The 24,108-nt window shown below is 58.3% G+C and carries 20 protein-coding genes, 2 pseudogenes and 1 riboswitch; of the genes and pseudogenes, 13 read left to right on the top strand and 9 right to left on the bottom strand.

Going from position 1 to position 24,108, the window contains the following annotated elements; genetic code table 11:
• Position 1: 1 nt before the first annotated feature.
• Positions 2-197, bottom strand: a riboswitch (cobalamin riboswitch).
• A 278-nt stretch (positions 198-475) separates the two neighbouring features.
• From GA0061098_RS47530 to GA0061098_RS36580, 3 genes are all read right to left on the bottom strand, one after another.
• A complete protein-coding gene (locus GA0061098_RS47530) occupies positions 476-679 on the bottom strand; it encodes a DUF6894 family protein (protein ID WP_430649288.1) in 204 nt (67 codons plus the stop codon).
• A gap of 12 nt (positions 680-691) precedes the next feature.
• Positions 692-1,090 carry a response regulator gene (locus GA0061098_RS36585; RefSeq protein ID WP_091966248.1) on the bottom strand — a complete coding sequence of 133 codons (399 nt, stop codon included), beginning with the start codon at positions 1,088-1,090 and terminating at the stop codon, positions 692-694.
• Positions 1,091-1,215: 125 nt separating this feature from the next.
• The gene (locus GA0061098_RS36580) at positions 1,216-1,515 is read right to left on the bottom strand and encodes a hypothetical protein (protein ID WP_091966178.1); all 300 of its coding nucleotides are present in this window, start codon (positions 1,513-1,515) and stop codon (positions 1,216-1,218) included.
• A 233-nt stretch (positions 1,516-1,748) separates the two neighbouring features.
• Between GA0061098_RS36580 and GA0061098_RS36575 the strand changes: the two are divergent.
• Both GA0061098_RS36575 and GA0061098_RS36565 read left to right on the top strand, forming a co-directional pair.
• A pseudogene (locus GA0061098_RS36575) lies at positions 1,749-2,779 on the top strand (IS110 family RNA-guided transposase).
• A gap of 2,786 nt (positions 2,780-5,565) precedes the next feature.
• On the top strand, positions 5,566-5,946 hold the full coding sequence (locus GA0061098_RS36565) for a hypothetical protein (RefSeq protein ID WP_245323817.1): 381 nt from the start codon (positions 5,566-5,568) through the stop codon (positions 5,944-5,946).
• A gap of 89 nt (positions 5,947-6,035) precedes the next feature.
• Here GA0061098_RS36565 and GA0061098_RS36560 read toward each other — a convergent pair whose 3' ends face one another.
• The 4 genes from GA0061098_RS36560 to GA0061098_RS36545 form a co-directional block, all read right to left on the bottom strand.
• Positions 6,036-6,632: an anthranilate synthase component II gene (locus tag GA0061098_RS36560; protein WP_165637831.1), complete on the bottom strand. Its 597-nt coding sequence runs from the start codon at positions 6,630-6,632 to the stop codon at positions 6,036-6,038.
• Positions 6,629-8,023 carry an aminodeoxychorismate synthase component I gene (gene pabB / locus GA0061098_RS36555; protein ID WP_165637830.1) on the bottom strand — a complete coding sequence of 465 codons (1,395 nt, stop codon included), beginning with the start codon at positions 8,021-8,023 and terminating at the stop codon, positions 6,629-6,631. Before pabB ends, GA0061098_RS36560 begins: the two co-directional genes overlap by 4 nt.
• A 153-nt stretch (positions 8,024-8,176) precedes the next feature.
• Positions 8,177-8,494, bottom strand: a complete 318-nt coding sequence (locus tag GA0061098_RS36550; RefSeq protein WP_091966212.1) for a Dabb family protein — start codon at positions 8,492-8,494, stop codon at positions 8,177-8,179.
• Positions 8,495-8,630: 136 nt separating this feature from the next.
• Positions 8,631-9,266 (bottom strand): GntR family transcriptional regulator, encoded by a 636-nt coding sequence (locus GA0061098_RS36545; RefSeq protein ID WP_091966211.1) that lies wholly within the window; start codon positions 9,264-9,266, stop codon positions 8,631-8,633.
• A 114-nt stretch (positions 9,267-9,380) separates the two neighbouring features.
• On the opposite strand from GA0061098_RS36545, the gene bioB reads away from it, so the two are divergent.
• From bioB to panC, 7 genes and pseudogenes are all read left to right on the top strand, one after another.
• Positions 9,381-10,376, top strand: coding sequence for a biotin synthase BioB (gene bioB / locus GA0061098_RS36540; RefSeq protein ID WP_091966210.1), 996 nt, complete (start codon positions 9,381-9,383; stop codon positions 10,374-10,376).
• A gap of 50 nt (positions 10,377-10,426) precedes the next feature.
• The gene (gene panD / locus GA0061098_RS36535; protein ID WP_091966209.1) at positions 10,427-10,780 is read left to right on the top strand and encodes an aspartate 1-decarboxylase; all 354 of its coding nucleotides are present in this window, start codon (positions 10,427-10,429) and stop codon (positions 10,778-10,780) included.
• A gap of 64 nt (positions 10,781-10,844) precedes the next feature.
• Positions 10,845-11,996, top strand: coding sequence for an 8-amino-7-oxononanoate synthase (locus tag GA0061098_RS36530; protein ID WP_091966208.1), 1,152 nt, complete (start codon positions 10,845-10,847; stop codon positions 11,994-11,996).
• The gene (gene bioD, locus GA0061098_RS36525; protein ID WP_091966207.1) at positions 11,996-12,631 is read left to right on the top strand and encodes a dethiobiotin synthase; all 636 of its coding nucleotides are present in this window, start codon (positions 11,996-11,998) and stop codon (positions 12,629-12,631) included. Before GA0061098_RS36530 ends, bioD begins: the two co-directional genes overlap by 1 nt.
• The gene (locus tag GA0061098_RS36520; RefSeq protein ID WP_091966206.1) at positions 12,628-13,893 is read left to right on the top strand and encodes an adenosylmethionine--8-amino-7-oxononanoate transaminase; all 1,266 of its coding nucleotides are present in this window, start codon (positions 12,628-12,630) and stop codon (positions 13,891-13,893) included. Before bioD ends, GA0061098_RS36520 begins: the two co-directional genes overlap by 4 nt.
• 1,288 nt (positions 13,894-15,181) lie before the next feature.
• Positions 15,182-16,054, top strand: coding sequence for a 3-methyl-2-oxobutanoate hydroxymethyltransferase (gene panB, locus GA0061098_RS36505; protein WP_091966204.1), 873 nt, complete (start codon positions 15,182-15,184; stop codon positions 16,052-16,054).
• Between the two features lie 13 nt (positions 16,055-16,067).
• A pseudogene (gene panC / locus GA0061098_RS36500) lies at positions 16,068-16,918 on the top strand (pantoate--beta-alanine ligase).
• A 240-nt stretch (positions 16,919-17,158) separates the two neighbouring features.
• Here the strand turns inward: panC and GA0061098_RS36490 are convergent.
• Complete coding sequence (locus GA0061098_RS36490) at positions 17,159-17,362, bottom strand: hypothetical protein (RefSeq protein ID WP_091966246.1); 204 nt, start codon at positions 17,360-17,362, stop codon at positions 17,159-17,161.
• Between the two features lie 1,245 nt (positions 17,363-18,607).
• On the opposite strand from GA0061098_RS36490, the gene GA0061098_RS45365 reads away from it, so the two are divergent.
• Entirely contained in the window at positions 18,608-18,811 is a 204-nt protein-coding gene (locus GA0061098_RS45365) for a hypothetical protein (RefSeq protein WP_165637829.1), read from the top strand.
• Between the two features lie 404 nt (positions 18,812-19,215).
• Here the strand turns inward: GA0061098_RS45365 and GA0061098_RS36475 are convergent, their stop codons facing one another.
• Positions 19,216-19,419 (bottom strand): hypothetical protein, encoded by a 204-nt coding sequence (locus tag GA0061098_RS36475; RefSeq protein WP_091966203.1) that lies wholly within the window; start codon positions 19,417-19,419, stop codon positions 19,216-19,218.
• 397 nt (positions 19,420-19,816) lie between these two features.
• Between GA0061098_RS36475 and GA0061098_RS36470 the strand changes: the two genes are divergently transcribed.
• The 3 genes from GA0061098_RS36470 to GA0061098_RS36455 all read left to right on the top strand — a co-directional run.
• Positions 19,817-20,026 carry a hypothetical protein gene (locus GA0061098_RS36470; RefSeq protein WP_091966202.1) on the top strand — a complete coding sequence of 70 codons (210 nt, stop codon included), beginning with the start codon at positions 19,817-19,819 and terminating at the stop codon, positions 20,024-20,026.
• Positions 20,027-20,831: 805 nt separating this feature from the next.
• Positions 20,832-21,218, top strand: coding sequence for an ectoine synthase (locus GA0061098_RS36465; protein ID WP_091966201.1), 387 nt, complete (start codon positions 20,832-20,834; stop codon positions 21,216-21,218).
• Between the two features lie 590 nt (positions 21,219-21,808).
• A partial coding sequence (locus GA0061098_RS36455) for a non-ribosomal peptide synthetase (protein WP_245323815.1) occupies positions 21,809-24,108 on the top strand: 2,300 nt, incomplete at its 3' end.

Raw genomic sequence — 24,108 nt, 5'->3', positions numbered from 1 at the left:
CGTGTGACCACGACTGACGGCAGGTCTCCTGGCTCGCGGGTCGTTGCCTGTCGCCGCCTTCCCAAGCCCGCAGGCTCAGTGGCAATTTGGCGAAGGCTCACCGCTTACAGTTGCGGGGGCAGCCACGGCGTTGGGGGATCCCCGCACCGTATTCCCTATTGATCTCCCGAAGGAGAACCGTCGCAGTCACCCTAGTTATATTTGCAAAGGGCTGTCAACTAGCCCTCTGGCTGCGGCGGAAAGCGGCGCGGTGGTCCAGATCGCCGTACCGAGCGCGGATTGCCGCAGCCCTTGAGCCGGCGGCGTTCCAACGTCGGCTTTTCGTCTGTCTGGATGTTGGCGGGTTAAGCCCGGTTACGGCCCGTGGCTGACCCTAGCCCGAAGCGCAGCGAAGTCTGCTTCCTGACAGCGTTGTACTCGGCAAGCCGTCGCCGGTTCGTAACGGCATGTTACGGAATGGCAATCGGGAATGATGTTAAAGGCTCAGATAATAAGCGCTGGCGCTATCGTTCCGACTCACGACCACCCATGTATTTTCTCTCAAATGGGGTCGGCTACTTGCTACTTCTTCAGCAAGTCTTTGTGCCGCACGGAAGGCATCTATTTCGTGCTCAAAGACGAGGCCGCCGGGATCACTGACGTTTTCTGAACCGCAAAGGCCGAAGAAGAATCGCACCATCCGAGTACCAAGCTAGCCGGAGGGTCCGTCTGGTGCTTTGGGACTCAAGCAGCCGTTGAGGAGGTGGGAAACTGCCGTCACGAGCTGCGCGGGTGCGAACGGTTTCCGAAGCATTATGCTGTTGGGAACGCCCTGTACCAGCCACTCGTCAGCGGCCACGCCGGACATATAGACCACGGGGAAGCTCGGATCGACCTCACGGGCTGCGCGCGCTACCTCCCAGCCGTTGAACCTTCCCAGCAGATTGATGTCAGTCACGAGGCCGCGGTATGTAACGAGCCCCCCTTTAAGGAGGGTCACGGCTTCCTCGCCGGTACTTGTGACAGCTGTCTCGAAGCCCCCCTCGTTCAGCGCATCCTCAACAAGGCTCTGGATCGCGTCGTCATCCTCGATGACAAGGATGGATGGCATTTCCGTCAAGGCTTCCCCCACTACGCACACTTTCGCAGGATGTTACAAAGTGCACAGAAGCAAAAGGTTCCCTGTCCGGGAAAATTTGGCATGCGAGATGTTTGGCAGGCGCGATGTGTGTCGGATTAAGCCGGAGATTTCGTCGCCTTAGACTTTTGGCGAAGGAAGCTGACCTCCAATTCCTCGCCATTCACTCGCTCAAGCTGGCATCGGCGATAGGCAAGTCCCGTCGAGGAGAGCAGAAGAAAAAACTCCTTCAAGGCCAGCCCCTCAATCGTCGCTTCAACTTGAAGGGTAGCGCCGACTTCAGACACATCTTTGAGGCTACACGAGCGACGCCAGGTGCCATCGATCGCCATCATTTGCGCTGGCAAGCGGTGCTCAAAGGTGACCCGTCGGCTTTCTTGTTCTTTGTCTTGACGCATGGGCAATCCGTTGCCTCGCAAGGTAGGAAGAAGCAACTAAGAAGTCGTAACCACGGTCGGGAAAATTCGGCAAGTCGGTTCTAAGGCGAGTCCAGGCCAGAGAAACCAAAGATGAAGATGAGCTTGCCGCGTGGACGGTCTGCTTCTGATGCTGTGGACGGCTCCTCCACCGGCACGAGAGTCCCAAGGAGTGGGTGCCGATTTGAGGCTCCCACGATTCGGAGGAGCAGCCTATGCATTCAATTTCGACGATTGGCCTTGATATTGCGAAGTCGGTCTTCCAAATGCACGGCGTTGATGCAGCCGGCCAAGTGATCGTACGCCGTCAGTTGAGGCGCCGCCACGTCTTGGAGTTTTTCCAGAAGTTGCCGCCATGCCTAGTGGGAATCAGGCTTGCGCATCGTCGCACCATTGGTCGCGCGAGCTGCAGGCGTTGGGGCACACGGTTCGATTGATGCCTCCGGCCTATGTGAAGCCCTACGTCAAGCGGCAGAAGAACGACGCGATGGACGCGGAGGCGATCTGTGAAGCGGTGACGAGACCCAACATGCGGTTCGTCCCGACCAAGACAGTCGAGCAACAGAGCTGTCTAATGCTTCACCGAGCGCGGCACCTCTTCATCCGCCAGCAGACCGCGGTCATCAACTCGATCCGTGCCTATCTTGCCGAGTTCGGGATTGTCGCCCCTGTTGGGCGGCGAGGCGTCGAGCAATTGCTGGAAGTCGTCGCCGATAAAGCCGAAGACCGAGTCCCGGAGGTCGCCCGGATCTGCCTTGTTGCTCTTGGCGGTCAATTGCGCGCGCTCAAGGCCCAGATCCTTGAGTTTGACCGCCGCATCATCGCCTGGCATCGATCAAATGCGACGAGCAAACGGCTGGATGCGATCCCGGGCGTCGGGCCGGCGCTGGCAACAGCGCTGGTTGCCAGTATTGCTGATCCCAAGGCCTTTCGATCGGGGCGGGACTTCTCAGCATGGGTTGGGCTCGTACCAAAGCAGAACTCGAGCGGGGGCAAGGACAAGCTCGGCAGCATCAGCAAGCAGGGCGATCGTTATTTGCGTAGCTTGTTCACGGCCGGCGCGCTCGCCGTAATCCGCTACGCCAAGATCCATGGCACCGATCATCGGCCATGGCTCACGCGATTGTGGACCCGGCGGCCCACCAAGGTCGCGGCCATCGCGCTTGCCAACAAGCTCGCCAGGATGGCCTGGGCGATGATGGCGAAGAACGAACGCTACCAGGAGCCGGCCGCGCTGGCGGCCTAAACGAGATCGCAGACATCGCCGGCGTGACGTAACGGTTGGGAGGGCGAACAGCACGTAATGCAGTGCCGGTCGATCCGGCGATCAGGACAACCCACTTGGGCCAGAGCATCATCGAATGCGTGCTTTTGACCGGGACCTGATCCGCGGAGGGCATTATGGCCAGCGGTCACGTGAACCGCACTAACAGGCCGAACACATGGCTGCTCCGACCAATACTGCGACGTGAAGATTCTCCTTGCCAACCCGGAGCCGTCCACACATGGCCCATCGCGACATTTGGCTGCGCTGCAAACTTTGGTTGCTATCAGTGCTTAGCGGACTCTGGCAACCCGTCCGCTTGGCAGATTTATAGGTTCACTGCCTAGTACGCGCTTCGCGCGCCGCTCTGAATTCGGCGCCCGAGAAGAGGTCCCAATCACCTTGGGTCCATTAATTTCATGAGAGAGCGAGGTGCTGCGCTCGGGGCGATGCGAAAAGGATTGCCCTCAAGCCGCACGACCTCATCGCGCAGAACCGTCCTCGGGATATCGTGCGGAATGCGAGTGTACAAAGCATCTAACACTGATCTTGTTAAATCATGATTATCGAGAATTAGTGGGAGGTGTTTTGCGGCCGACCTAAGTTTGGCAGTTCGTCTAGGAACTGCCGAGTGCATCCTCCAGAATAGCCTTAAGACGCGCGGCTCCCTTTACCAGCTCGCGATCCAGGTCCGCTTTGATGGCTACGGCATAATCGTTGCCGAACTCTACGGCGTGGCCCGAATCGTTGTGGTCCAGCGTTCCTGCGGGCAGGAGCTGATAGGCTCTTATACCCAGGGCGTGCGTATCGTTCGTGCAAGCAGCAACTCGTGCTTCATCGTAGGGCGGGGGGTCGACTGTCGGCAGCGGATCGGCATCCAGCGCATCAGTTTACCCCCCCACGAATACGCCTGGAGATCGACCAGAGAGTCCTCACACATGCTGAATGTCGGCGCGCGCGTATATGACTTGCCGTCGGATCGCTTCGCGTGCAAGATAACATGCAGTTTGTTACCGGCTTGATTGCCGTTGTGTTCGCTTGCGTGCTTTCGAGGATGCAAGTTCCCTGGTCGCGTTCATCCTTGCAATCAAGAGCGATGTCATATGTCGGCCGCTCGATGTCGATGTCGACGAAATGCCAGCGATAGGTGTCCTTTCCTTCCGGCGTTGAATTTATAGTCGTCCGCCCAGTTTGAGATGGGGGCCAGCCAAGTGTGCCGATCGGCTCCTTGAGCTTGGGCCTGCGCTGCCGGACTTAAGTGCCGCTACGCCAGCTCCGCAATGACAGAACGACGTAGCGTCCCCACGGGCGGGAGATGCGCTGCCTACAGCAGCGGTGCAGATCGCAAGTATGTGTCTGAGTGGTTGCCTAATATTGATGAAGTGCGTCAAGTCGTTTGCCGACAGAGGCAGGTGCCTGGGTTACGGCACGTCGACCGGGGGCATGGATGCCGTCGGGCGTGGCACGAAGCCATTTTGGTGCCGGTCACGTGCCGCCAACATGATCGTAAAAGCCGCGAGGAGGATTAGGAGAACCCGCATGCAACAAGCATTACTCGAGACGATATATCGCAATTATGAAACGGCTCACATCCCGTGCCTTGGAGGAGAGGGGAGGCTCTTACGGGGCATCCCACCCACACAGCCTATTGGCCAGCAAACACGTCACAAATTTTGATACTCGTTCGTTCTCGCCGGTAGCCGCCGAACAGCGGGACGATTGCGCTCAAAAAATGCATTTTCCCCTGCAGACCGCAGGAATAGTGCAGCGAATTTGAGTAGTAATCCGTTGATTGGCTATTCAACGCGAAGGCAGCCGCCCCCTCGTGCTGCTTCCGGGCGCCATGAAGGACGGCTCATGCGCAATCATGACATTGTGTCCGGCAGCCTGTTGGCACTGACCGCCGCGGGCCTTGCGCTGCTTTGCTCTAGCCTGCTCGCATTTGCGTTCATTTAGATCCCGCTGTCGACCTTTGTGGCGCTGGGATCCCTGCGAGACCTCAAGCAAGACGGTACGCAGCCGGACAGGGGCGCTGGGATGGTTTTCCACGTATGGAGGTCCGGCGGTTGCAGATGATCTGCTCAGGCATCCGTAGGGATCCGCTTCCTCGAATCGCCTCGTTTTCGCATGTAGTGCCCGTCTTTCTGAGCGGCCGACCTGATCTCCTGGCTGGGCTTCGTGCAGTTGCCCACTAACAACGTAAGTCCCCCTCCATCGAACGATATAGTTAGTCTTATGGTTGCGCTCGCATCAGGCGTTTTTTGCTTGGATTGCGCAGCATTTTTGCGCCAGATCAATCTTCGGCGCGACAACTATCGATCTTCGAACAATCAGGCACAGGAGCGCTGGAACCTAGCAAATCCCCGACGCGCACAGCCTTCGGTGGGGCGGCCCCTAAAGAGCAAGCAGGTATGAATGTGCTTCACGGGTAATCCCCTCTACCGGCTCTCATTATTTACCTCACCACCTGCAGCGCAATGCGGAGCTCGTAAAAACCCTGATGCGATCAAGCCCCGGCTTTGGGGACAACATTGCTGAAAACGGTGCAGCGGGGTTGCGGCCCGCGGTAGCTCTTGACCATCTTCTGCGATCGCGGCAACGAGAACACCCAAAGCAGATCGAGAGGATGAGAGCGGGGTGTGGCTGTGACGGATCAATCCCAAGCATCGGAGTTGCCGCCGGTCCTGCAGAGACCGTCGAAAGGCTTTCGGTGGATCTTTGCTCTTCTAGCCGTATTGCTCGTTCTTTGCGCCGGAGGAGCCTATTTTTTGACGAATATCGAAACGTTCGCCGAGGCGCTGCCGGCGCGTGAAGTCATGCCTCCCACGCTTGGCTTGTCGCCTGAGGATAGAGACGTCCTTTTAGGGATCCAATCAGGGCAGCAGAAGACAGCCGCTGAAATTGCCGAGCTCAATCGCAACGTCGATGCGCAGCAAGCCGAGCTAAAGCGGATCTCGGATCAGATCGCAGCCCTGACCCAGAGAATCGAGGAGCTGCAGAATCCGGCGCTTGTTGCTTCTCCTCCTATTGCTTCCCCGCCGCCCGTGCGCACGACATCCAAGCCGGCCAAGAGAGACGTCCGGCCCTCGAAACCGCAAGGTCCGGTTTCTGTCGGAGGCGCGCAGCTGACTGGCACGGAACAGCGCTGATTACCACAAAATGCCTGCCATATGACGCTGCGCCTTCCAACCACGCCGGAAACCAACGGTCCACCATCTTGATAGGCAGGCCGAGCCTCTCATTGCTCCGCTTGGTTTCGGAAATCCTCTGCGAGCCGCAAGAAGTTCACAAGCAGGACGTGCCCCTGTGAGGTAAGTATCGACTCGGGATGGAACTGGACCCCATAGGTGGGATAATAGCAGTGCGTGAGGGCCATGATCTCGCCTTCTTCCGAACGCGCTGTCACTCTGAGGTTCTGCGCACATGACTGATCAAGCTCGGCGATAAGAGAATGGTAGCATCCGACGTCAAGCGGGGTTGGCAGCCCCTTGAATAACCCTCGGCCGTCATGCGCCACGTATGAGCGCCGACCGTGCATGGGCCGATGCGCGCGCGCCACCCGTCCCCCGAAAACGCTCGCAATACACTGATGTCCAAGGCAGATGCCGAGAATTGGTACGCGTCCTGAAAGTTCGCGAACCACTGCTGTCGATATTCCTGCCTCAGTTGGGGTGCAGGGGCCGGGCGATATGACCACCGCGCGCGGCTTGAGACCAACGAGCTCGCTGATGCTGATGGCGTCGTTTCGGATCACTTCCGTTGCTTCACTGAGCTTGTGGAAATAGCGGGCAATGTTGAACACGAAGGAATCGTAATTATCGATGATGACAATCAAAATGCACCAGCTGGTTCAGAACCAAATGCATCAAAGATTCGCTCTGCCTTGGCGAGCGTTTCCTCGTATTCGGCCTCGGGCTCCGACAGGGCCGTTATACCGCTGCCCGCATGAAACACAGCCAGGTCGCCGTCGATCGTGACAGTGCGGATCGCAATGCTTGTATCCATGTGCCCGTTGAAGCCGATGAAGCCGATCGCCCCACAATAGACCTCTCGCGCTATGCGCTCGATTTCTGTAATAATTTCCATCGACCGCAGCTTTGGAGCTCCCGTAATGGAGCCGCCGGGAAAGCAAGCACGGAGCAGGCTAACGGCGTCTTCCTCTCCGGCAAGTTTCCCCGTAACGATCGACACGAGATGGTGCACCGAGGCATAGGACTCGAGATTGCACAGGGCCGGAACCTCGACGGAATGCGCAGTGCAAACGCGTGACAGATCGTTACGCAAAAGGTCGACAATCATCGTGTTCTCGGCGTGATCCTTTTCGGAAGCGAGGAGAACAGCCGCACGGCGGTGGTCTTCCTTGGAATCAGGCGAACGCGCGATCGTGCCCTTGATGGGGCGTGTCTCGACTTGTCGCCCCTCAAGCTTCAGGAATCGTTCCGGCGAACTTGATGCGATGGTCAGCTTTCCCCATCGCAGCAGGGCCGCAAAAGGCGCTGGATTCAATGATCGTAGCTGGCAATAGAAGGCGAGCGGATCAAACGAGGTCGACAGGCGGGTGCTGAAACGCTGCGCAATATTCGCCTGGAACACGTCACCCGCCAGGATCAAGTCGATCACGCGTTGTACCGCCGTAATGTAGCTCTCGCGGCTGAAGTTCGAGCGCCATGCGCCCGCTTTGCTGGGACAACCATTCTGCGGCGCGTTGGGACCGGCAAGCAATGCTGCAAACTCGTCGGCTCGACGACGCGCTCGTTCGCTCCGTCGTGCGCGATCCTGCTCCGGCCATCCGGTCGAGACGATCCAGCATTTATTATCCCGGTGGTCGAAGCTGATGATCACGTCATAAAATTGCAGGATGGATTGGGGCAAACCCAGACCGGCAATTGCCGGCGCAGACAATCGCTCCAATGTCCTGTTCATGTCGTAGGCAAGGTAGCCTGCCGCTCCTCCCTGGAACGGCGGGAGATCGGGACGATGCTCTTGCCGGTACTTCGCGAGTAGCGTGCGAAGGACCTTCCATGGATCGGCCTCGAGTGTCAGTCCGTTCCAACTGGCTTGGCCGTTCGCGACCCTATAGGTGCTGAACGGGTCGCACGTTAGATATGAGTAGCGCCCAAGCAGCTCGTGCCTTGCTGCGCTATCGAGAAACGTGAGATGGGATCGACGCCCAAGACGTCGCATCGCTGTGACAGGTTCAACCCAATGCACCTCGCGAACGTACATCGGGTTATCGGTCACCGGCGGCTGACGTCGTGAAAGTGCCGTTCCATCTATTGCCCCACCCGATGAGAACGACGCTCGTCTGCGATGGGCCGAACTTGAGGCCCATTGCCAAGTTAACTCGGCGGTGGATTTTTTGCTGCGACAGCACCTGGATCATCCTGCCGTGGAGGCGAAAGGGGTATCTATTGATACATTGTAGTCGGCCGCGAACCGCAGCTCGCGGAGCGGTCGGACCCGTTTAATCGACTCCTGGTAGAGATCGTGCGCTTTGTACGCTGCGAGCTCCGCCTCGCTGTCGAACTCACCATAAACCACGATGTCGATATCGTTGCCGAGTTGATCGGACTTGCGGTTGCGGGCAACCTCAAGCCGGCGCGTATGTGGTATCGTGGTGAGAAGCGAAAGACCTTCGATGATCTGGTCGATGTGCGCCTCGTCCTTGGCGCTGAAGAAGACGATGTGACGAATCATGGCTGTCCGTGGAGATGTCGCTAGCGGGTGCGATAACTATCTGGGAATAGAGCCCGTTGCAAACGAGGCTAGTCGCTTGGCGCATGATCGTCACTTGCGACCGTCGGCGATCCGCAATGAAGCTTGCCAGATTTGCTCAGGACGCCGCAAGGGCAAGGCGCTCAATGGTTTGAATGTGCCGCGCAAGCAGGTTACAGGCTTGATCGACGTTGCGCGTTCGCAAGGCTTGCAGAATCAGGCGGTGATCTTGATTGGAACGCGGTCGCCAGCCCACCGATCGCGCCATCGCGAACACCAATCGAGAATTGGCAAGCTGCAGTCCATCGAGGCTCGCGAGCAGACGCGGCATTCCGCACGGCGCGACCAAGGCTTGGTGAAAGGCGCGGTTGGCCATCTCAAACTCCTCGATCGTCTTTGCATTGTCTCCTTCGATCAAGGCGAGCTCGATCTTATCCAAGTGAGCTGTTGTGAGCCTTGGCCCTGAATGGCGCAATGCCACCACTTCGAGCGCGGCGCGCATTTCGGCGATCTCCTTCACTGAACGGGTATCGAGCGGGGCAACCCGAACACCGCGCCGCGGCACGGCGACAACAAGATGTTGTGCCTGCAGCTGCCAAAAGGCCTCGCGCACGGGGACGTGGCTGGAATTGAATTCTCGTGCCACGTGATCCTGACGGAGTGGCGCGCCTGGCTCTAAGGCACCGCTGATAATGCGCTCAGCGATTGAGTCCGCGATGCGCGCGACCGTCGTCATGTTGTCAGTAGTGATCATAGATTATCTACCGCAATAACCGGTGCATTTGCGAAGGAGCTCAATTAGCATCTCTTCGAAAGCGATGACTATAGATAATTCACGCGATTATCTACAATTGGGCGGGATTGAGTTATGGATGCTGCTGCGCAAGTCCAACCGAAGGAAGCAAGCAACGCGGCGCAGGTTCGTAATAATTGGAACGTCGACGAGGCTAAGGCCCTCTACGACCTTCCTTTTGCCGACCTGATGCTTCATGCGCAGCGCGCTCATCGCAACAATTTCGATCCAAACCACGTCGAAACTGCGAGCCTGCTCAGCATCAAGACCGGCGGCTGTCCGGAGGACTGCGGCTACTGTTCGCAAAGCGCGCATTACGAGACCGGCCTGAAAACGACCCGTCTGATGCGTTGGGCCGATGTGGTTGCGACCGCGCAGCGCGCGAAGGATGCCGGCGCCACGCGCTTCTGCATGGCCGCGGCCTGGCGCACGCCAAAAGATCGCGATCTTGATTCCGTCTGCGACATGGTCAACGCGGTCAAAGGACTCGGCATGGAAACGTGCGTCACGCTCGGCATGCTGACACCGAAGCAGGCCGCGCGCCTCGCCGAGGCCGGCCTTGACTTTTACAATCACAATGTCGACACATCGCCCGAGTTTTACAGCAAGATCATCACCACCCGCAGCCTGCAGGACCGCATCGATACGTTGGCGCATGTGCGCGATGCCGGCATCAAGATCTGCTGCGGCGGGATTATCGGCATGGGCGAGCGCGTCGAGGACCGCCTAGGTATGCTCGTGCTGCTCGCCAATCTTCCCAACCATCCCGAAAGCGTGCCGATCAACCTGTGGAACGAGATCGAGGGCGTGCCGGTGGAAGACACCGCGGAGCCTCCCGATCCGATCGCGTTGGTCCGGCTCCTGGCGACCGCGCGGATCATGATGCCGAGGAGTGTGGTTCGCCTGTCCGCTGGGCGGCAATACATGACCGATGAATTGCAGGCGCTTTGCTTCTTGGCCGGCGCAAATTCAATTTTCATTGGCGACGTGCTCTTGACCACCAAAAACCCGAAAGTTGATCGCGACGCGGATCTGCTGGCTCGGCTCGGCATCACGTCCGGGCTCGCCTGAGGAAAGCAGTGCGCGCAATATGTTGCCCCTACATCCCGCCTAGGTGAGAAATGCAGATAACTTTGATGAAGGGCAAAATCCATCGCGCCTCAGTGACTGAAGCTGATCTGCATTATGAAGGCTCGATCTCGATAGATCGAACGCTCCTGGAGGCAGCAGGAATGATGATCAACGAGCGCGTCGAAATCTACAATGTCGAAACAGGAACGCGCTTTGCCACCTACGTTATCGAAGCGCCGCCGAGGTCTGGCACGATAAGCCTGAACGGTGCGGCCGCACGACTGGCGATGCCCGGAGACAAGATCATTATCGTTGCATATGGCTCATTCGAGGAGGCCGAAGCAAAGATATTCAAGCCACGCCTTGTGCGTGTGGACGGAGACAATCGCATCCTGGCAAGTTGAACCTAACGGGTCTTAAACGGCCAACGTATTTTTGCGCGATTTGATGCGATCCTTGGAGTGGTGAATGCGGTCAATCCAAACAGCTAGACTTAGTCCCTACGTCGCAGCGTTGAATGCCTTGAACGAAGATAAGCGGCTGCGCTGCCTCAAGCCGCGCGTGGGGATCGATTTCGCATCGAACGACTATCTGGCGCTCGGGAGCGCCCCGCGCATCAAAAAGGCGATGGTCGCCGCGCTCGAGGCGGGCACTCCGGTTGGAGCCGGAGGGTCGCGGCTTCTGCGCGGCAATTGCGAGGAGCATGAACGGCTCGAAATGGAAGCGGCTCAGTTCTTTGGCGCGGAGGCAGTGCTTTTTTTTGGAAGCGGCTACATCGCAAATTTTGCCCTCCTGACAACGCTGCCGCAGCGCGGCGATCTGCTCGTTCTCGATTCGCTCGTGCACGCCAGTATTCATGAGGGGGCGCGGGCCGGCCGCGCAGAGTGTCGAATTCACGCGCACAATGATCCCCAGTCAGTCGAAGACGCAATTCGCGACTGGCGAACCAAAGGTGGAGCGGGCCGCGTCTGGATTGTGGCCGAAAGTCTCTACAGTATGGATGGCGACTTCGCTCCACTCGAAGAGCTGGTGGCAATCGCCGATCGCCAAGACGCGTTTCTGATCGTGGATGAGGCTCATGCCACAGGCGCTTACGGGCATCAGGGACGAGGGCTCACGGCCCCTTATGACAGGCGCGAAAATCTCATTGTCGTTCATACCTGCGGCAAAGCGCTCGGTGTGGCGGGTGCACTTGTTGCGGCCTCCGGCATCTTGCGCGATTTCATGGTCAACCGCTGCCGTCCGTTTATTTTTGCCACCGCCCCATCACCATTGATGGCCGTTGCCGTTCGAGAGGCACTCCTCATCCTGCAGAAAGAGCCGGAGCGGCAGCAACGGCTGGCCAAACTCGTTGCGTTCGCGCATCGGCAGATCACCTCGCTTGGTTTGCGCACTCCATCGACCTCTCAGATCGTGCCGTACATCGTAGGTGACAATGCTCATGCAATGCGACTTGCCTCTGCTCTGCAGGCGCGCGGCTTCGATATCCGCGGAATTCGGCCGCCAACCGTCCCTGCAGGCACCGCCCGCTTGCGAATTTCGTTGACACTCAATGTTGGGGAAGCGGACGTGCGCGCAATGCTCGATGCGCTGGTTGAGGTGACGAGGGGCTCGTTTTGATGAATAAGCGGATCGTCGTGACTGGTACGGACACCGGGGTCGGCAAAACGGTATTTTCCGCAGGGCTCGCCGGCCTTCTCGGCGCGAATTACTGGAAGCCGGTCCAGGCTGGAGTTGAACAAGAGACCGACTCCGAGTGCGTCCGCCGCCTCGGCGGCCTCTCGTCCGATCGGATTGTCCCGGAGCTCTATCGACTTCGGACGCCTGCGTCGCCCCATTACTCCGCGGAAATCGACGGCGTTCGCGTAGATACAGAGACGCTTCGACTGCCGGACAGCGGCGAGCGGCAACTCGTGATCGAGGGCGCCGGCGGACTCATGGTGCCGCTGACAGCGCGCACTCTCTACATCGACATCTTCGAGCGCTGGCAGCTTCCCGTCGTGCTTTGCGCAAGGACGGGACTGGGCACAATCAATCACTCCCTGCTATCCATAGAGGCTCTGCGGAAGCGTCAGATTCGAATCCTTGGAATTGCGTTCATTGGCGAAAGAAACGCCGAAACTGAAAGCGCGATTTGCGAGATCGGGAGAGTGCGTTGGTTGGGGCGGCTCCCGTGGCTTGTACCCCTCACGGACGATAGGCTACAGGCCGCTTTCAAACACTCCTTTGTTAGCAGCGATTTCCTGAACCTATGAAGATAGCCAAGAGATCGCCGATCTGGCACCCGTTCACGCAGCATGCTCTACAGCGCGACATGACGAAGGTGCTGCGGGGAGAGGGGGCTTATCTCTATACCGAAGATGGCCGGCGCCTTATCGATGCAATCTCCTCCTGGTGGGTCGTGACCCACGGCCATTGCCATCCACGCATCGTGAACGCGATCCGAGAACAAGCAGGCAAGCTCAACCAGGTCATCTTCGCCGGATACACTCACGACCCGGCTGAGCAAGTTGCGACGGAACTATTGAAGGTCACCTCCCCGGCGCTCAAGCATGTGTTCTTCTCCGATAGCGGATCCACCAGCGTCGAAGTCGCGCTGAAAATGGCGCTCGGCTACTGGCACAATACCGGAAGACAGCGAACCCAAATTGTTGTGATGCAGCACTCATACCATGGCGACACGATCGGGGCGATGTCGGTAGGTAGCCGAGGCGTCTTCAATGTGGCCTACGGGGCGCTGATGTTCGAGGTGACCTCGATTCCGTTCCCGGCGAGAGATCGTGAGCAAATAGCGCTCGATGCGCTTGAAACCGCCTGTCGAAACGAACATCCCGCTGCCTTTATCGTGGAGCCCCTGATATTGGGCGCCGGTGGAATGCTGATGTATTCTCCCTCGGTGCTAAGAGAGATGAAGCGGATCTGCGAAGCCTTCGACGTCCTGTTTATTGCGGACGAGGTCATGACCGGCTGGGGCCGGACGGGTACCTTGTTTGCGTGTGAGCAGGCCGATGTCACGCCCGATATTGCCTGCTATTCGAAAGGCCTCACGGCTGGGGCGCTGCCGCTCGCCGTCACACTCTGTCGTGGCGATATTTTCGATGCGCATTATTCTGAAGATCGCACGCGTACGTTTTTTCATTCGAGCTCATATACGGCCAATCCAGTGGCCTGTGCCGCGGCCAAGGCTAATCTGGAGCTATGGCAGGATCAGGAATATCGCCGGCGGCTGGCATGCTTAGCCAGCATGCAAGAACAGGCACTCGCGCCATTCCGCGCCGATTCACGGTTCGCAAACGTCCGACGCACAGGAACAGTCACAGCGCTTGAACTCAACACGAGCGATGCCGGCTATCTGGCGGACATCGGGCTGAAGCTTTTGGCTTTCTTCCAAGCGCGGAATCTGCTGTTGCGCCCACTCGGTAACACGATCTACGTGATGCCACCTTACTGCGTTACGGCGGCCGACCTTGATGAAATCTATGCTGCTATCCGTGACGCTGCTGACTTGCTGATGTGAGATGCATGGGACTGTGCAACCGTCCGCGGTGACAGGATCTTGCAAGGCGAAAGTGTCCGTATTGCTGCCGCTTGATAGTGCACGAGGATGCAACACCCACGGCTCGCAGGCTGATCGTGCTTTAAGCACTTTGCTTTAGGCGCTCCCGCTCCAATTGCCGCAGCAATCCTGCGGGTGAGCCAAGAAAGGCGCAGCATTTGGCCGAAATGTCGGGCGAATTGCGTTAATTACGATTAGAGAAATCCATTATCTTGAGCAAATTCTCGGCGAGGCATTCTGCGGAAAGTACTGCTTCGCGAGGCAGCCGCACATCAGAGTCAAGGCTCTTGATGGCTGCAAGAACCAGGGAGACGGGCCGCCGGGCGACGACCGCACCTTTGGTGCGCGCGTGGTGCTGTGCTCAGAGGGCAGCGGGGCTTCCCAAGTAAATGTCTGACAGGAGGCGAGAATGCACATTGGCATCCGTAATTCCCTCGACCATTCAGCCACATGCTGCGCGATATGCGGCGGAAAGTTTGGGCTGATCCGCCATTACTGCTGGCGAACGGCCCTTTGCTCCAAGAAATGCGTCAACCGCTTCAAGGCGCGGCGGGAGGCCGATCAGAAATGGCTTCGATGGCGGCGAGCGGCTTAGGAATGGACTGAGTTGTGCCGGTACGGCCCTGGTCAGAGAATTCGAGTGGCCCTCTAGAGCGCGTGGAAATCAAGTGACAGAAACATCGGCAAAAATAATCGACTTCAGGACCTACAGGGCCAGCAGGCTGGCTCGGTCTGAGCGCCTTCGCGACGACATTTACTCGACCACGATTCTCGATGCGCTTACAGCGGCCTGTCACGCTTGGACGTTCCTGGCCTACCATCCGTTTGCTTTGCTCGCTGCGCCAGCGCCGAAGCAGGAATCTCACGAGTATCCCTAGGGCGGCAGACACGGAGATGTGCCCTGAAGACGAAGTCCTACTGCGTGCATCTGCAGCTCGGTCCGGTCGAGCCATCACCGTTTTAGAGTCTGCAATCAGCTCAGAAAGCGCGTGCAGATGGTGGCTCGTCGCGAGCGCCGCTCCTCGATCGAAGCTTCGGCTGGCATAGTCGCTGAAACTGTAGGGGAAGACGAGCCATCGGGTGGTGAAATCGCGATGAGGAAGGTCTTGCCTCATGGTTGCGCGACCATTGGACTATTTTTGCGTTGTTCTCCAGTTTCAGAGAACTGGGATCTCCATCCTCCATGCCATTGACAGGTTTCTCCCGCCTTCTCTAGGAAGCGCCGACGTGTGTAGGGAGCGAATCCAATATGAACCACAGTTCAGAGCAGCCTCTAGAGCGTGTCACGATTCCGGCACTACAGCAGTGGAAGGATAACGGACGGCGTGTCGTGATGACTACCGCCTACGATGCGGTTGCGGCGCGCATCGCGGATCCCATTGTCGACATCATCCTGGTCGGCGATAGCGTTGGAAACGTCTGCCTGGGATTCGACAACACGTTGCCCGTCAGCGTGGCCATGATGAATCATCACCTAGAGGCTGTTGCGCGCACGAGGCCTCATGCCCTGCTTGTGGCCGATATGCCCTTTCTGAGCTTTCATGTCGGTTCTGAGGATACGATTCGCAATGCAGGAGGTTTTCTGCAGCGCGGCGCCGATGCTGTGAAACTCGAGGGTGGTGCCAAACGCATCGAGATGGTACGCGCCTTGGTCGATTGCGAAATTCCTGTGATGGGACATCTCGGGCTGACCCCGCAGAGCGTCAACGTCATGGGTGGATTCAAGGTGCAGGGAAGGACAACGGATACCGCCTTGCGGCTGCTCGATGACGCGCACCGCCTGCAGGAAGCCGGCTGCTTCGCGCTGGTCCTGGAGGGCATTCCTGCCGAGCTCGCAGCGCGAGCAACCGAAGTTCTCACGATACCCACCATCGGGATCGGAGCAGGGCCCAATTGCTCGGGCCAAGTGCTCGTGTTTCATGATGTCTTGGGGCTCACCGAAGGCCATCGCCCCAAATTCGTTCGTGCCTATACAAATGGATTCCAGCTGTTCCAGGAGGCGCTGTCGCGCTGGGCTGCCGATATCCGCAAAGGTGCATTCCCGGGCTCAGAGGAGTGCTATCGGCTTCCCGATCAGCTTCGGCATGCCATCGCCGACTGGGTGCCCTCCAATTCAACCTGAATCAAGGTAAGAAATGCAAGTCATTACGAAGGTCGCTGAGCTGCGTCGCGCCCTTGCAGACGTTCGCAATGCCGATAAGCGCATCGGATTCGTTCCGACAATGGGATACCTGCACGACGGCCACCTAGCCCTGATCTCGGCTAGCCGGGGACACTGCGACGTCACTGTCGTTAGCATCTTCGTCAACCAACTCAGTTCGGCCCTAATGAGGATCTCAGCAGGTACCCTCGCGACTTCGCGCGCGATGAAGCATTGTGCCGCAGGGCGGGGGTCTCCATCATCTTCGCGCCAAGTGCAGAGGAGATCTATCCGGCTCAATTTGAGAGCTTTGTCGAGCCGGGCGAACTCGCAAAACCGCTCTGCGGAGCTTTCAGGCCTGGACATTTTCGTGGTGTAGCGACTGTCGTCTGCAAGCTATTGAACATGGCGCAGCCGGACGTCACGTACTTTGGACAGAAGGATTTTCAGCAATGCGCTGTGATACGGCGCATGACGGTTGATCTGAATCTTCCGATCGAGATTGTCACTGTGCCAACCGTGAGGGAGCCAGATGGGCTGGCAATGAGCAGTCGCAACCGTTATCTCAGCCCGGAAGAACGTGGTCGGAGCCTTGCGATCAGCCGTGGCTTGTTCGCCGCAGCGCAAGAGTTTGCCTCAGGGGAGCGCGACGCGGCAACGCTGATTGCGCTTGCAAAAAAGCATTTGGAAAGGGTCGATCGACTGCAGTACCTTGAGCTTGTCGACACTGGGACCCTAAGGATTGCCGAGAGCCCTCTGCGCTATCCGGCGGTGCTCTGTGTCGCAGCGTATGTCGGCTCGACTCGGTTGATCGACAACGTAGTCCTGTCCTGGTCGCCATCATAGCCAGATCCGCAAGTGATTGCGCTGAGAACCAGTCGAACCGGATGGGTTGGCCCTGAAATCCTCAACATCCTGGAAGAACTCTCGAAGGCGATCCGGAACTGCCCTTTGCGTGCTGAACAACTGCCCCACGCTCGAGCTCATGATGTCGGTCGGGGATTGGCTCTGCCGCTGACGGGGTGGAGCGAGGCTGGGCAGCTCCCGCGCTGCCGAGAGCAGCCAAGTGCGAGTTCGCTTTCCGTATTATGAGTTCGGCGGCTCGCTCAAGCGCTCCGGGACATTCCGACCGCTTTGCGCGCTCTGTACGACGTAGCGCAAAACAATTTCAGAAAGTCGTACAACCAGCTGTTTGAGGCGCGCAATCTCCTGCTTGCAGCGCTCCAGCTCGTGCTGTTCGTCTGTCATCAAAGATGTTGTGCGGCGAGGGCTGCTGCCGAGATGATTCATGTAGCTTCCTTTCCAATTCGACAAACACTGCGCATAATCTGAACAGCCCAGTCGCTTCTCTCCCTGAACGAGGCGCCTCGGCGTCGGATCGGAGCGTTTCACACGCAGCCCGCGGTGCGCTGGTTGCTGGGTCCCTCCCTGCAAAGGGCTTACGCCGACGCCATCTCGCTCGTCGCTCATGCTCAGTTGCAGTAATGGCCCCCAACAATGTGGCCGCGGAATAAGCCGCCCTCCGGCTGCATGTGATTGCTCTGGGCGGAGACTGTAACAAAAATGGCAATATCGATTAATGCAACGAGCCGCGCTCTCGCGCTCAAATCCTGCATTACGGCAGCGCCCGCGATGAATTTTCACGCGACGTTCGCGTGTCGGTGCTGGGGTCCTTCAGCTACACCAGGCTTCTGTGTCCAAAACGCAAGTCGCTATCGAGATCATCCACCTGCAAGCGTTCATTGCCGGAGGTTCGCTCAAAGTCGTGTGCTGCCAATACGTGCGATTATGGATCAATAACCACGCGCCCATGACCATGAAATTACTTCACGATTGCGCGGACGACCTCGCGAAGTTCCCTCGAGAGAGGCCGGGGCAGCGGGCCAAGGGGCACCGAGCGCGTGCGCCGGTGGCCCGATTCCGTCGCCAGACGTGGGGCGGGCGCTGGTTTTTGACGCAAAGATATGCTTCACCGCAAGAATTCAGGTCCCTCTACAGTGCAGGGTGCGAAGTGCTTGGGTTTGGAGCCGATAAGTGCGTCTTGTGAAACGACATCGGAGCAGGGCAGTGGCAAGCGATTTCTACCAACTCCATCGGGGCAGGTATGCCGAAGCATTGGTTGGACGCAGCAGGCGCGATAAACGGCAAATCCTCTAGCCGCAATTGACCCTGATGAGGCTCGCCAGCGAACTAGCACCGTCCGTGCATTGGCCTGCCGCTTCCGCCCAGTCAGTCCGGCGCGATAGATGGCCGAGCATGCCTTACATAATCGCAGAGCGTGATCGCAGGGCGTCGCATTGGCCTCCGAGCTCTAGCAAGCTTGTCTGTTAAGCCGAGACGACCGACGAGAAAACAAAAGCAGGCCGATCAAGCGAGCTGCCGGAATGGATCAGCGATCGTAGAGGTGCTGGACATTGCGTCGCGCTGGAAATCGGCTGGCCGGCAGTCGCGGAAGGCTCGTACGATCCGATTTACTTGCGTTGCGGGCCAGCAAATGCCCATTATCTTCCTCGATGGTATGAGGGAGCTCTCCCAATGCTGGACGGTCCCACGACTGCGCTTCTGCGCACGATCCTGGATGAGGTTTGCGAGAGCGTCTCACCGTATGACGTCGGCGTCCGCGCCTACGTTGCCTCCAAAATCCTGGAGGCCGCCGCCAACAGAGGTGAGACGCGCCCCGATCTGCTTAAACAGATCGGTCAGGAAGCTCTTTCCAGAGCACCAACGATGTGGCGATAAATCTAGGACATAGTTTGTCATTGAGGTGAATTTCCAAGTCACAATGCTGAAGATTCTGGCCTGCTATCCAGGTTCGCGCGCGCCCTCGCGTCGCCTGCGGCATAGCGTTCCGCCAGCTCGCAGAGGTGTATCGTGATCGCAAATCGATGGCGGCCTAACCTCATCCAAGACGCGGCGTTATCCGATGTGGATCGGTTGTTCGCGTTGCTCGCTGCGAGGCCGATCGTTGAAACCAGAGAGCAGCTCGCACAACAGGCAGCGCATCCAAGCCTTGGCGCACGCACCCTTGCGCGCCACGATGACGGTTAGGCATCCGCTAATAACCTTCGTCCGGAAACGAGGGCGAACTCAGTGTACGGCGCAGGAGGGCCGTCAACTCACGCGAGCCGGTGCGCCGTTGCTGTTTACTCCTGCGCGAGCGCCGCAAGTGCCCTTTCGATCACTGTGATGTCTTGCCTGACCTGAGCGATCGCTGGCTTCGGATCAACTCCAGTGACGCAGTTCAACTGCTGCAGTAGCTCCCGCCGATGCGCCAGAAGGTTCTCCAGCGCGCCGCGGTTGTTTAGTTTCACATAGCCGTCCACAATCAATCCAATCGAAAGAGACATCGAAACTCTCAAACGAAGCTGTTCTCAACGAAGATGCGTATAGCACATCGGCAAACGATGTTGAGCTCGTCGGGAGAGAATACTGACGGGCGAGCTTGTTGGCGACAAGCGTCCGGCGCCGGGGGGCGTGACCGACTATTCCTTGCGCCTTACAAGCGTCCAGCTCTGTTTGAGCGACTAGCCGAGCAGAAAGACGGCATATGGTGAGCCAAAAACGCTGCGGATCGTCGCGATGGAAATGCTAGCCAAGGCGAAGGAATAATATCACGAACTGCCATGGTCCTTATCCGCCTGCCGAACGGGTTCCGAGGTGCGATGACAGGCGGCGCGTTGATCGACGACATGCTCGCCTGAATATCTCTTCGTAGAGATTGCGACGACCTCAGGAGCGTCCAGGATGCTCGATGAATATTTGGCCCGCATTCGTGCTCACCGTAACAACATCCACCGCTATCGTCGCCTGCTGAAGTCGAACCTGTCGGATGTCGAACGTCAGTTCATTGAAAGACGCCTGACCGAAGAGCAGACCGCGCTCTTGTCTCTTTCGGCCGAGACCTTTCCGCTCGCGTTTAGCCTTCCGAAGGGGACGGACATGTCGGTAAGCTAGGCCCCGAGCCGCGAACGACGCGCGCATTCGGGACCACGCGATTTCTCGCCGACGGCGTCATCATGAGCTCGCGACCCGGCAAATAATCGATGATATCCGCCCGCTGTTGGCCTAGCCCCAGGACCTGATCTGCTGACCTGCACGTGAGTTCATCCGGGTCGGGTATCAGGTGCTCAATCTGTATCGGCATTTGCCCATAGCGGATCTGAAAGCCGCACTGGTCGAACGGTTCTCGCTCGCGGACCTGTTTGTATTCGGCCATATCTCGGCAGTTTGTTAGATTAGCTACACGCCCAGCTAAATCGTTCTCACTCGCTGGCCAGCTGAGACAGCCACGACTTCATCTTTCATCGGTCTGCGACCACGGCATGAGATTTGCTCTACTAGCTGAGACGCTACGGAACCGTGTTCGCGGCGAGAGGCACAGCAAGGAAGGAAACGACTTGCCAAATCTGCGACTGGAGACAGTTTATGTCGCCGGGAATATCTCCAGCAGCATTCTGAGGAATACAAAGGTAAGCGGCGGCACCACGCGAAAGGTGGAACATCACGTTGGTGCGCACCGATCTGGCTCGACTGCGAAATACCTTCGCGCCGATATTTTCACTAGCCGCCGTCGGGCAAATGGCAAGCCTTTGGCTTGTAGCCGATCCCATAGGGCTACTGCACAGGCTCTCGGCGACCGACGGTTGGTTGTTTCGACGAAGACTGCAGTCGGCCGCACGACAGGGAAGTCGCAGTTTCGGGGCAGAACAACGGCCTCCAGCTTTTGGATCGATCACGTCAACCTGCACCGGGCAAATCTATGATTGTGCGTAGCCTGCACGACGTCGAAGCAACCGATCACTTCGTCGATTGGGGCAATGGTACTAGCCACCGCCTTCTGACGGATAAGGACGGCATGGGTTTTAGCATCTGCCACACCGTGGTGCGCGCTAACACTGTTTCGCTTCTGCAATACCGGCATCATCTCGAGGCCTGCTACTGCATCGGCGGAGAGGGCGAGGTCGAGGACATGGACGGCAATGTCTTTCCCATTCGCAAGGGTGACATGTATGTGCTTGACAAGCATGACAAGCATTTCCTGCGCGGGGGACGAAACAACGACATGATCCTCGTTAGCATCTTCAACCCGCCCCTCACCGGAACCGAGCGCCACAAGCTCGACGACCCGGCGGGCTCCACATATTGAGGGATGCGAAGAAACGCCAATCCAACATGACTGCCGCTAATTGCGAGAACAGTTAGTCGAGCGATCCAGCACTGCCTCGTACCGCACGCGCGGACCTCAGAAAAAGTCTTTGTGCCGGTGTTCCGAAATGCGCACGCGATGCGCTTCGGCTGAGCTGACGAATTATTTTGGCATTTCTGTCCATTTTCCTCTGTCCGGAAGACCAGGCGAGCGGAGGCCTGTGCCGATTGATAGCGCGCTGAGTTGTACGATGTCTGGCGACGCTGTTGGACAGCTGACATAGCACTGCTGTGGCTATCGCATTGATTGCACTCGATTTCGCCTTTGGCACGAGACATGCGTAATCCTCTAAAGAGCGCCATAGAGGAGAAGTCGTTCGATGAGAACGCTTACCAAAAACTCTGACGCGGTTGAGTGGCAGCTGCGATACTGTCGGGCACGATATTTAGTGATGCGGAAGATTGGCAGGAAGATTGAGTGATCTGCTTCGGCGAAGGATTTCGCCACATCAATGCAGATCAGCCTAAGCCCCAAACAGATCCGAACCGATGTGAGCGATTTGCGTGAATCAAGGAAGCCGCCTTCCGATCTTGAGCGATGAACAGGTGCAGAGCATATCTGCCGCACATGAACTGCTGGCGCGTGGGGAGGGGTTTTGGCGACGGCGGCTCGAGCAGTTTAGAATATTGCATCCTCCTTTCGTGTCGTCGTCCGTGGCTGCGGCGCCTTCCCGATGGCAGTCGAGTTCGTGGTTCAGCCCAAGCGCTTTGGCTAAACTTTCCCCACAAGATCGATCGGAATATCTGGTAACGGCTTGGCTGATCTATCTCGCTCGGATGACGGGGGAAAAAGAGTTTCAACTGGGATGGAAGCCTGCATGGGGCGGATTGCAAACTGGCTGCAAACTCGTAGAGGTGTTGATCGCCTCCGTCGTGCCGATGGATATTTGCATTGAGCTTGTTCATGATTTTGAAGAAGTGCGCAAAACCGTAGCAGCCGAAGTCGCTCAGCTGAGGACGCACGCTAGCTTTGCCCGAGATCTTATCGCGCGCTCCCCGACATTGCGAGGAGTGGAGGCGCTACGGGCACGCCAGCCTTGGCCGATCGGCATTGCAATCACGAAAGAGAGCTGTTCCGTCGCCGACGATCTGTCGACGAGTCACAAGGCTGGCCAAACCTTATGCGGCGATTTGCTGACCTTTGAGGTTCGCGCTCTGGATGCGAGCTTCCGTTGGCATTTTGATGCCGCTCGATTACCGCCCAAGCAGATCGACCGCATGACGCAGCATTTGCAAGCTTTGTTACGCGGCGTGATGGACGATGCGGGGCAGCCTGTCGGCCGAATCGGCATTCTGCCGACTGACGAGCGCGCGTATCTACTGGAGGATTTGAATCGGACGGCGGCGCCTTGTTCGTATGAGCGATGTATCCATGAGCTGTTCGAGGCGCAGGTGCAAAAGGCGCCGGAAGCGGTGGCGGTGGTCCATGAGAAGGAGAGACTGAGCTATGGCGAACTCAATGCGCGGGCCAACCGGCTGGCGCATCATCTGATCGAGCGCGGGGTCGAGCCGGACCAGCCGGTGGCGATCTGCCTGGAACGCAGCCTAGCGATGGTGGTTGGTCTGTTGGCGATCCTGAAGGCTGGCGGCGCCTATCTGCCGCTAGATCCGGCTTATCCGTCAGCGCGGCTGCGGCAGATTGTCGACGATGCAAAACCGAAACTGCTGCTTTGCGATGTCGCCGGTCGAACCGCAATGGGCGCCGAGGCCTTGGCCGATGTGACGGTGCTCGATCTGGAGACGGCGATCCCGCCTTGGGCCGAGCGGCCGGCTTCGAACCCGGACCCGGGCACGCTTGGCCTGACCTCGCGCCATCTCGCTTATGTCATCTATACCTCCGGCTCAACAGGAATCCCCAAGGGCGTTGAAATGTCCCATGGCGCGCTTGTGAATTCGCTTGCGGGGATTGGCACGTCAAAGCTGCGCACACTTCAATTCGCGACCCTGAACTTCGATGTGTCCTGTCAGGAATTGTTCATTTGTTGGAAGGACGGCGGAGTGCTTGTGCTCCTGCGGGAAGAGACCCGGCGGCGCTTCTCCGACCTATTGGAATTTGTAGAGCGGGAGGCGATCGAGCGGCTTTTCCTCCCGTTCGTGGCATTGAATCATTTTGCGGAAGTCTGGCGCACGCAGCGCGTGCAGCTACCCTCTTTAAGAGAGCTTTATACAGCCGGCGAGCGATTGCAGGCAACTCCACTGCTTAGGGCGTTCTTCGAAGCACACCCGAACGCGAGATTGATCAATCAATATGGGTCCACGGAAATCAGCGTCATTTCCGAGCACCACCTTGCAGCTGATCCGTCATGTTGGCCCCAACTGCCTCACGTCGGGCGTCCAATCGCCGACACGCGGGTGTACCTGCTGGATGGCCATGGCGCGCCGGTGCCGTTCGGCGCGGTGGGCGAGCTTTACATTGGCGGGGCGGGGGTGGCACGGGGCTACCTGAACCGCCCTGAGCTGACAGCCGAGCGGTTCATCGCCAGTCCCTTTGTCGAGGGCGATCGGCTGTACCGGACCGGCGACCTTGCACGTTATCTGCCGGACGGCAATCTTGAGTTCCTGGGCCGTAACGACGATCAGGTGAAGATCCGCGGCTATCGCATCGAGCCGGGCGAGATCGTAGCAAAGCTTTGCGAGCACGCCTGGGTGCGCGAGGCGGTGGTGGTGGCGCGCCAGAACGGCCCCAGTGACAAGCATCTGATCGCCTATGTCGTCTGCGCGCCCGAGGCCGGCTCGGACGAGGGCGACGGAAGCGGGTTTGCGGGCGCCTTGCGGGCGCACTTAAGTGCGCGGCTGCCGGACTACATGGTGCCGAGTGGGTTCGTGCAGCT

The sequence above is a fragment of the Bradyrhizobium shewense genome, assembly GCF_900094605.1.
GTDB lineage: Bacteria > Pseudomonadota > Alphaproteobacteria > Rhizobiales > Xanthobacteraceae > Bradyrhizobium > Bradyrhizobium shewense.
Note: the sequence above shows the minus strand (reverse complement) of the source record. Positions and strands in the feature narration are given on the sequence as shown.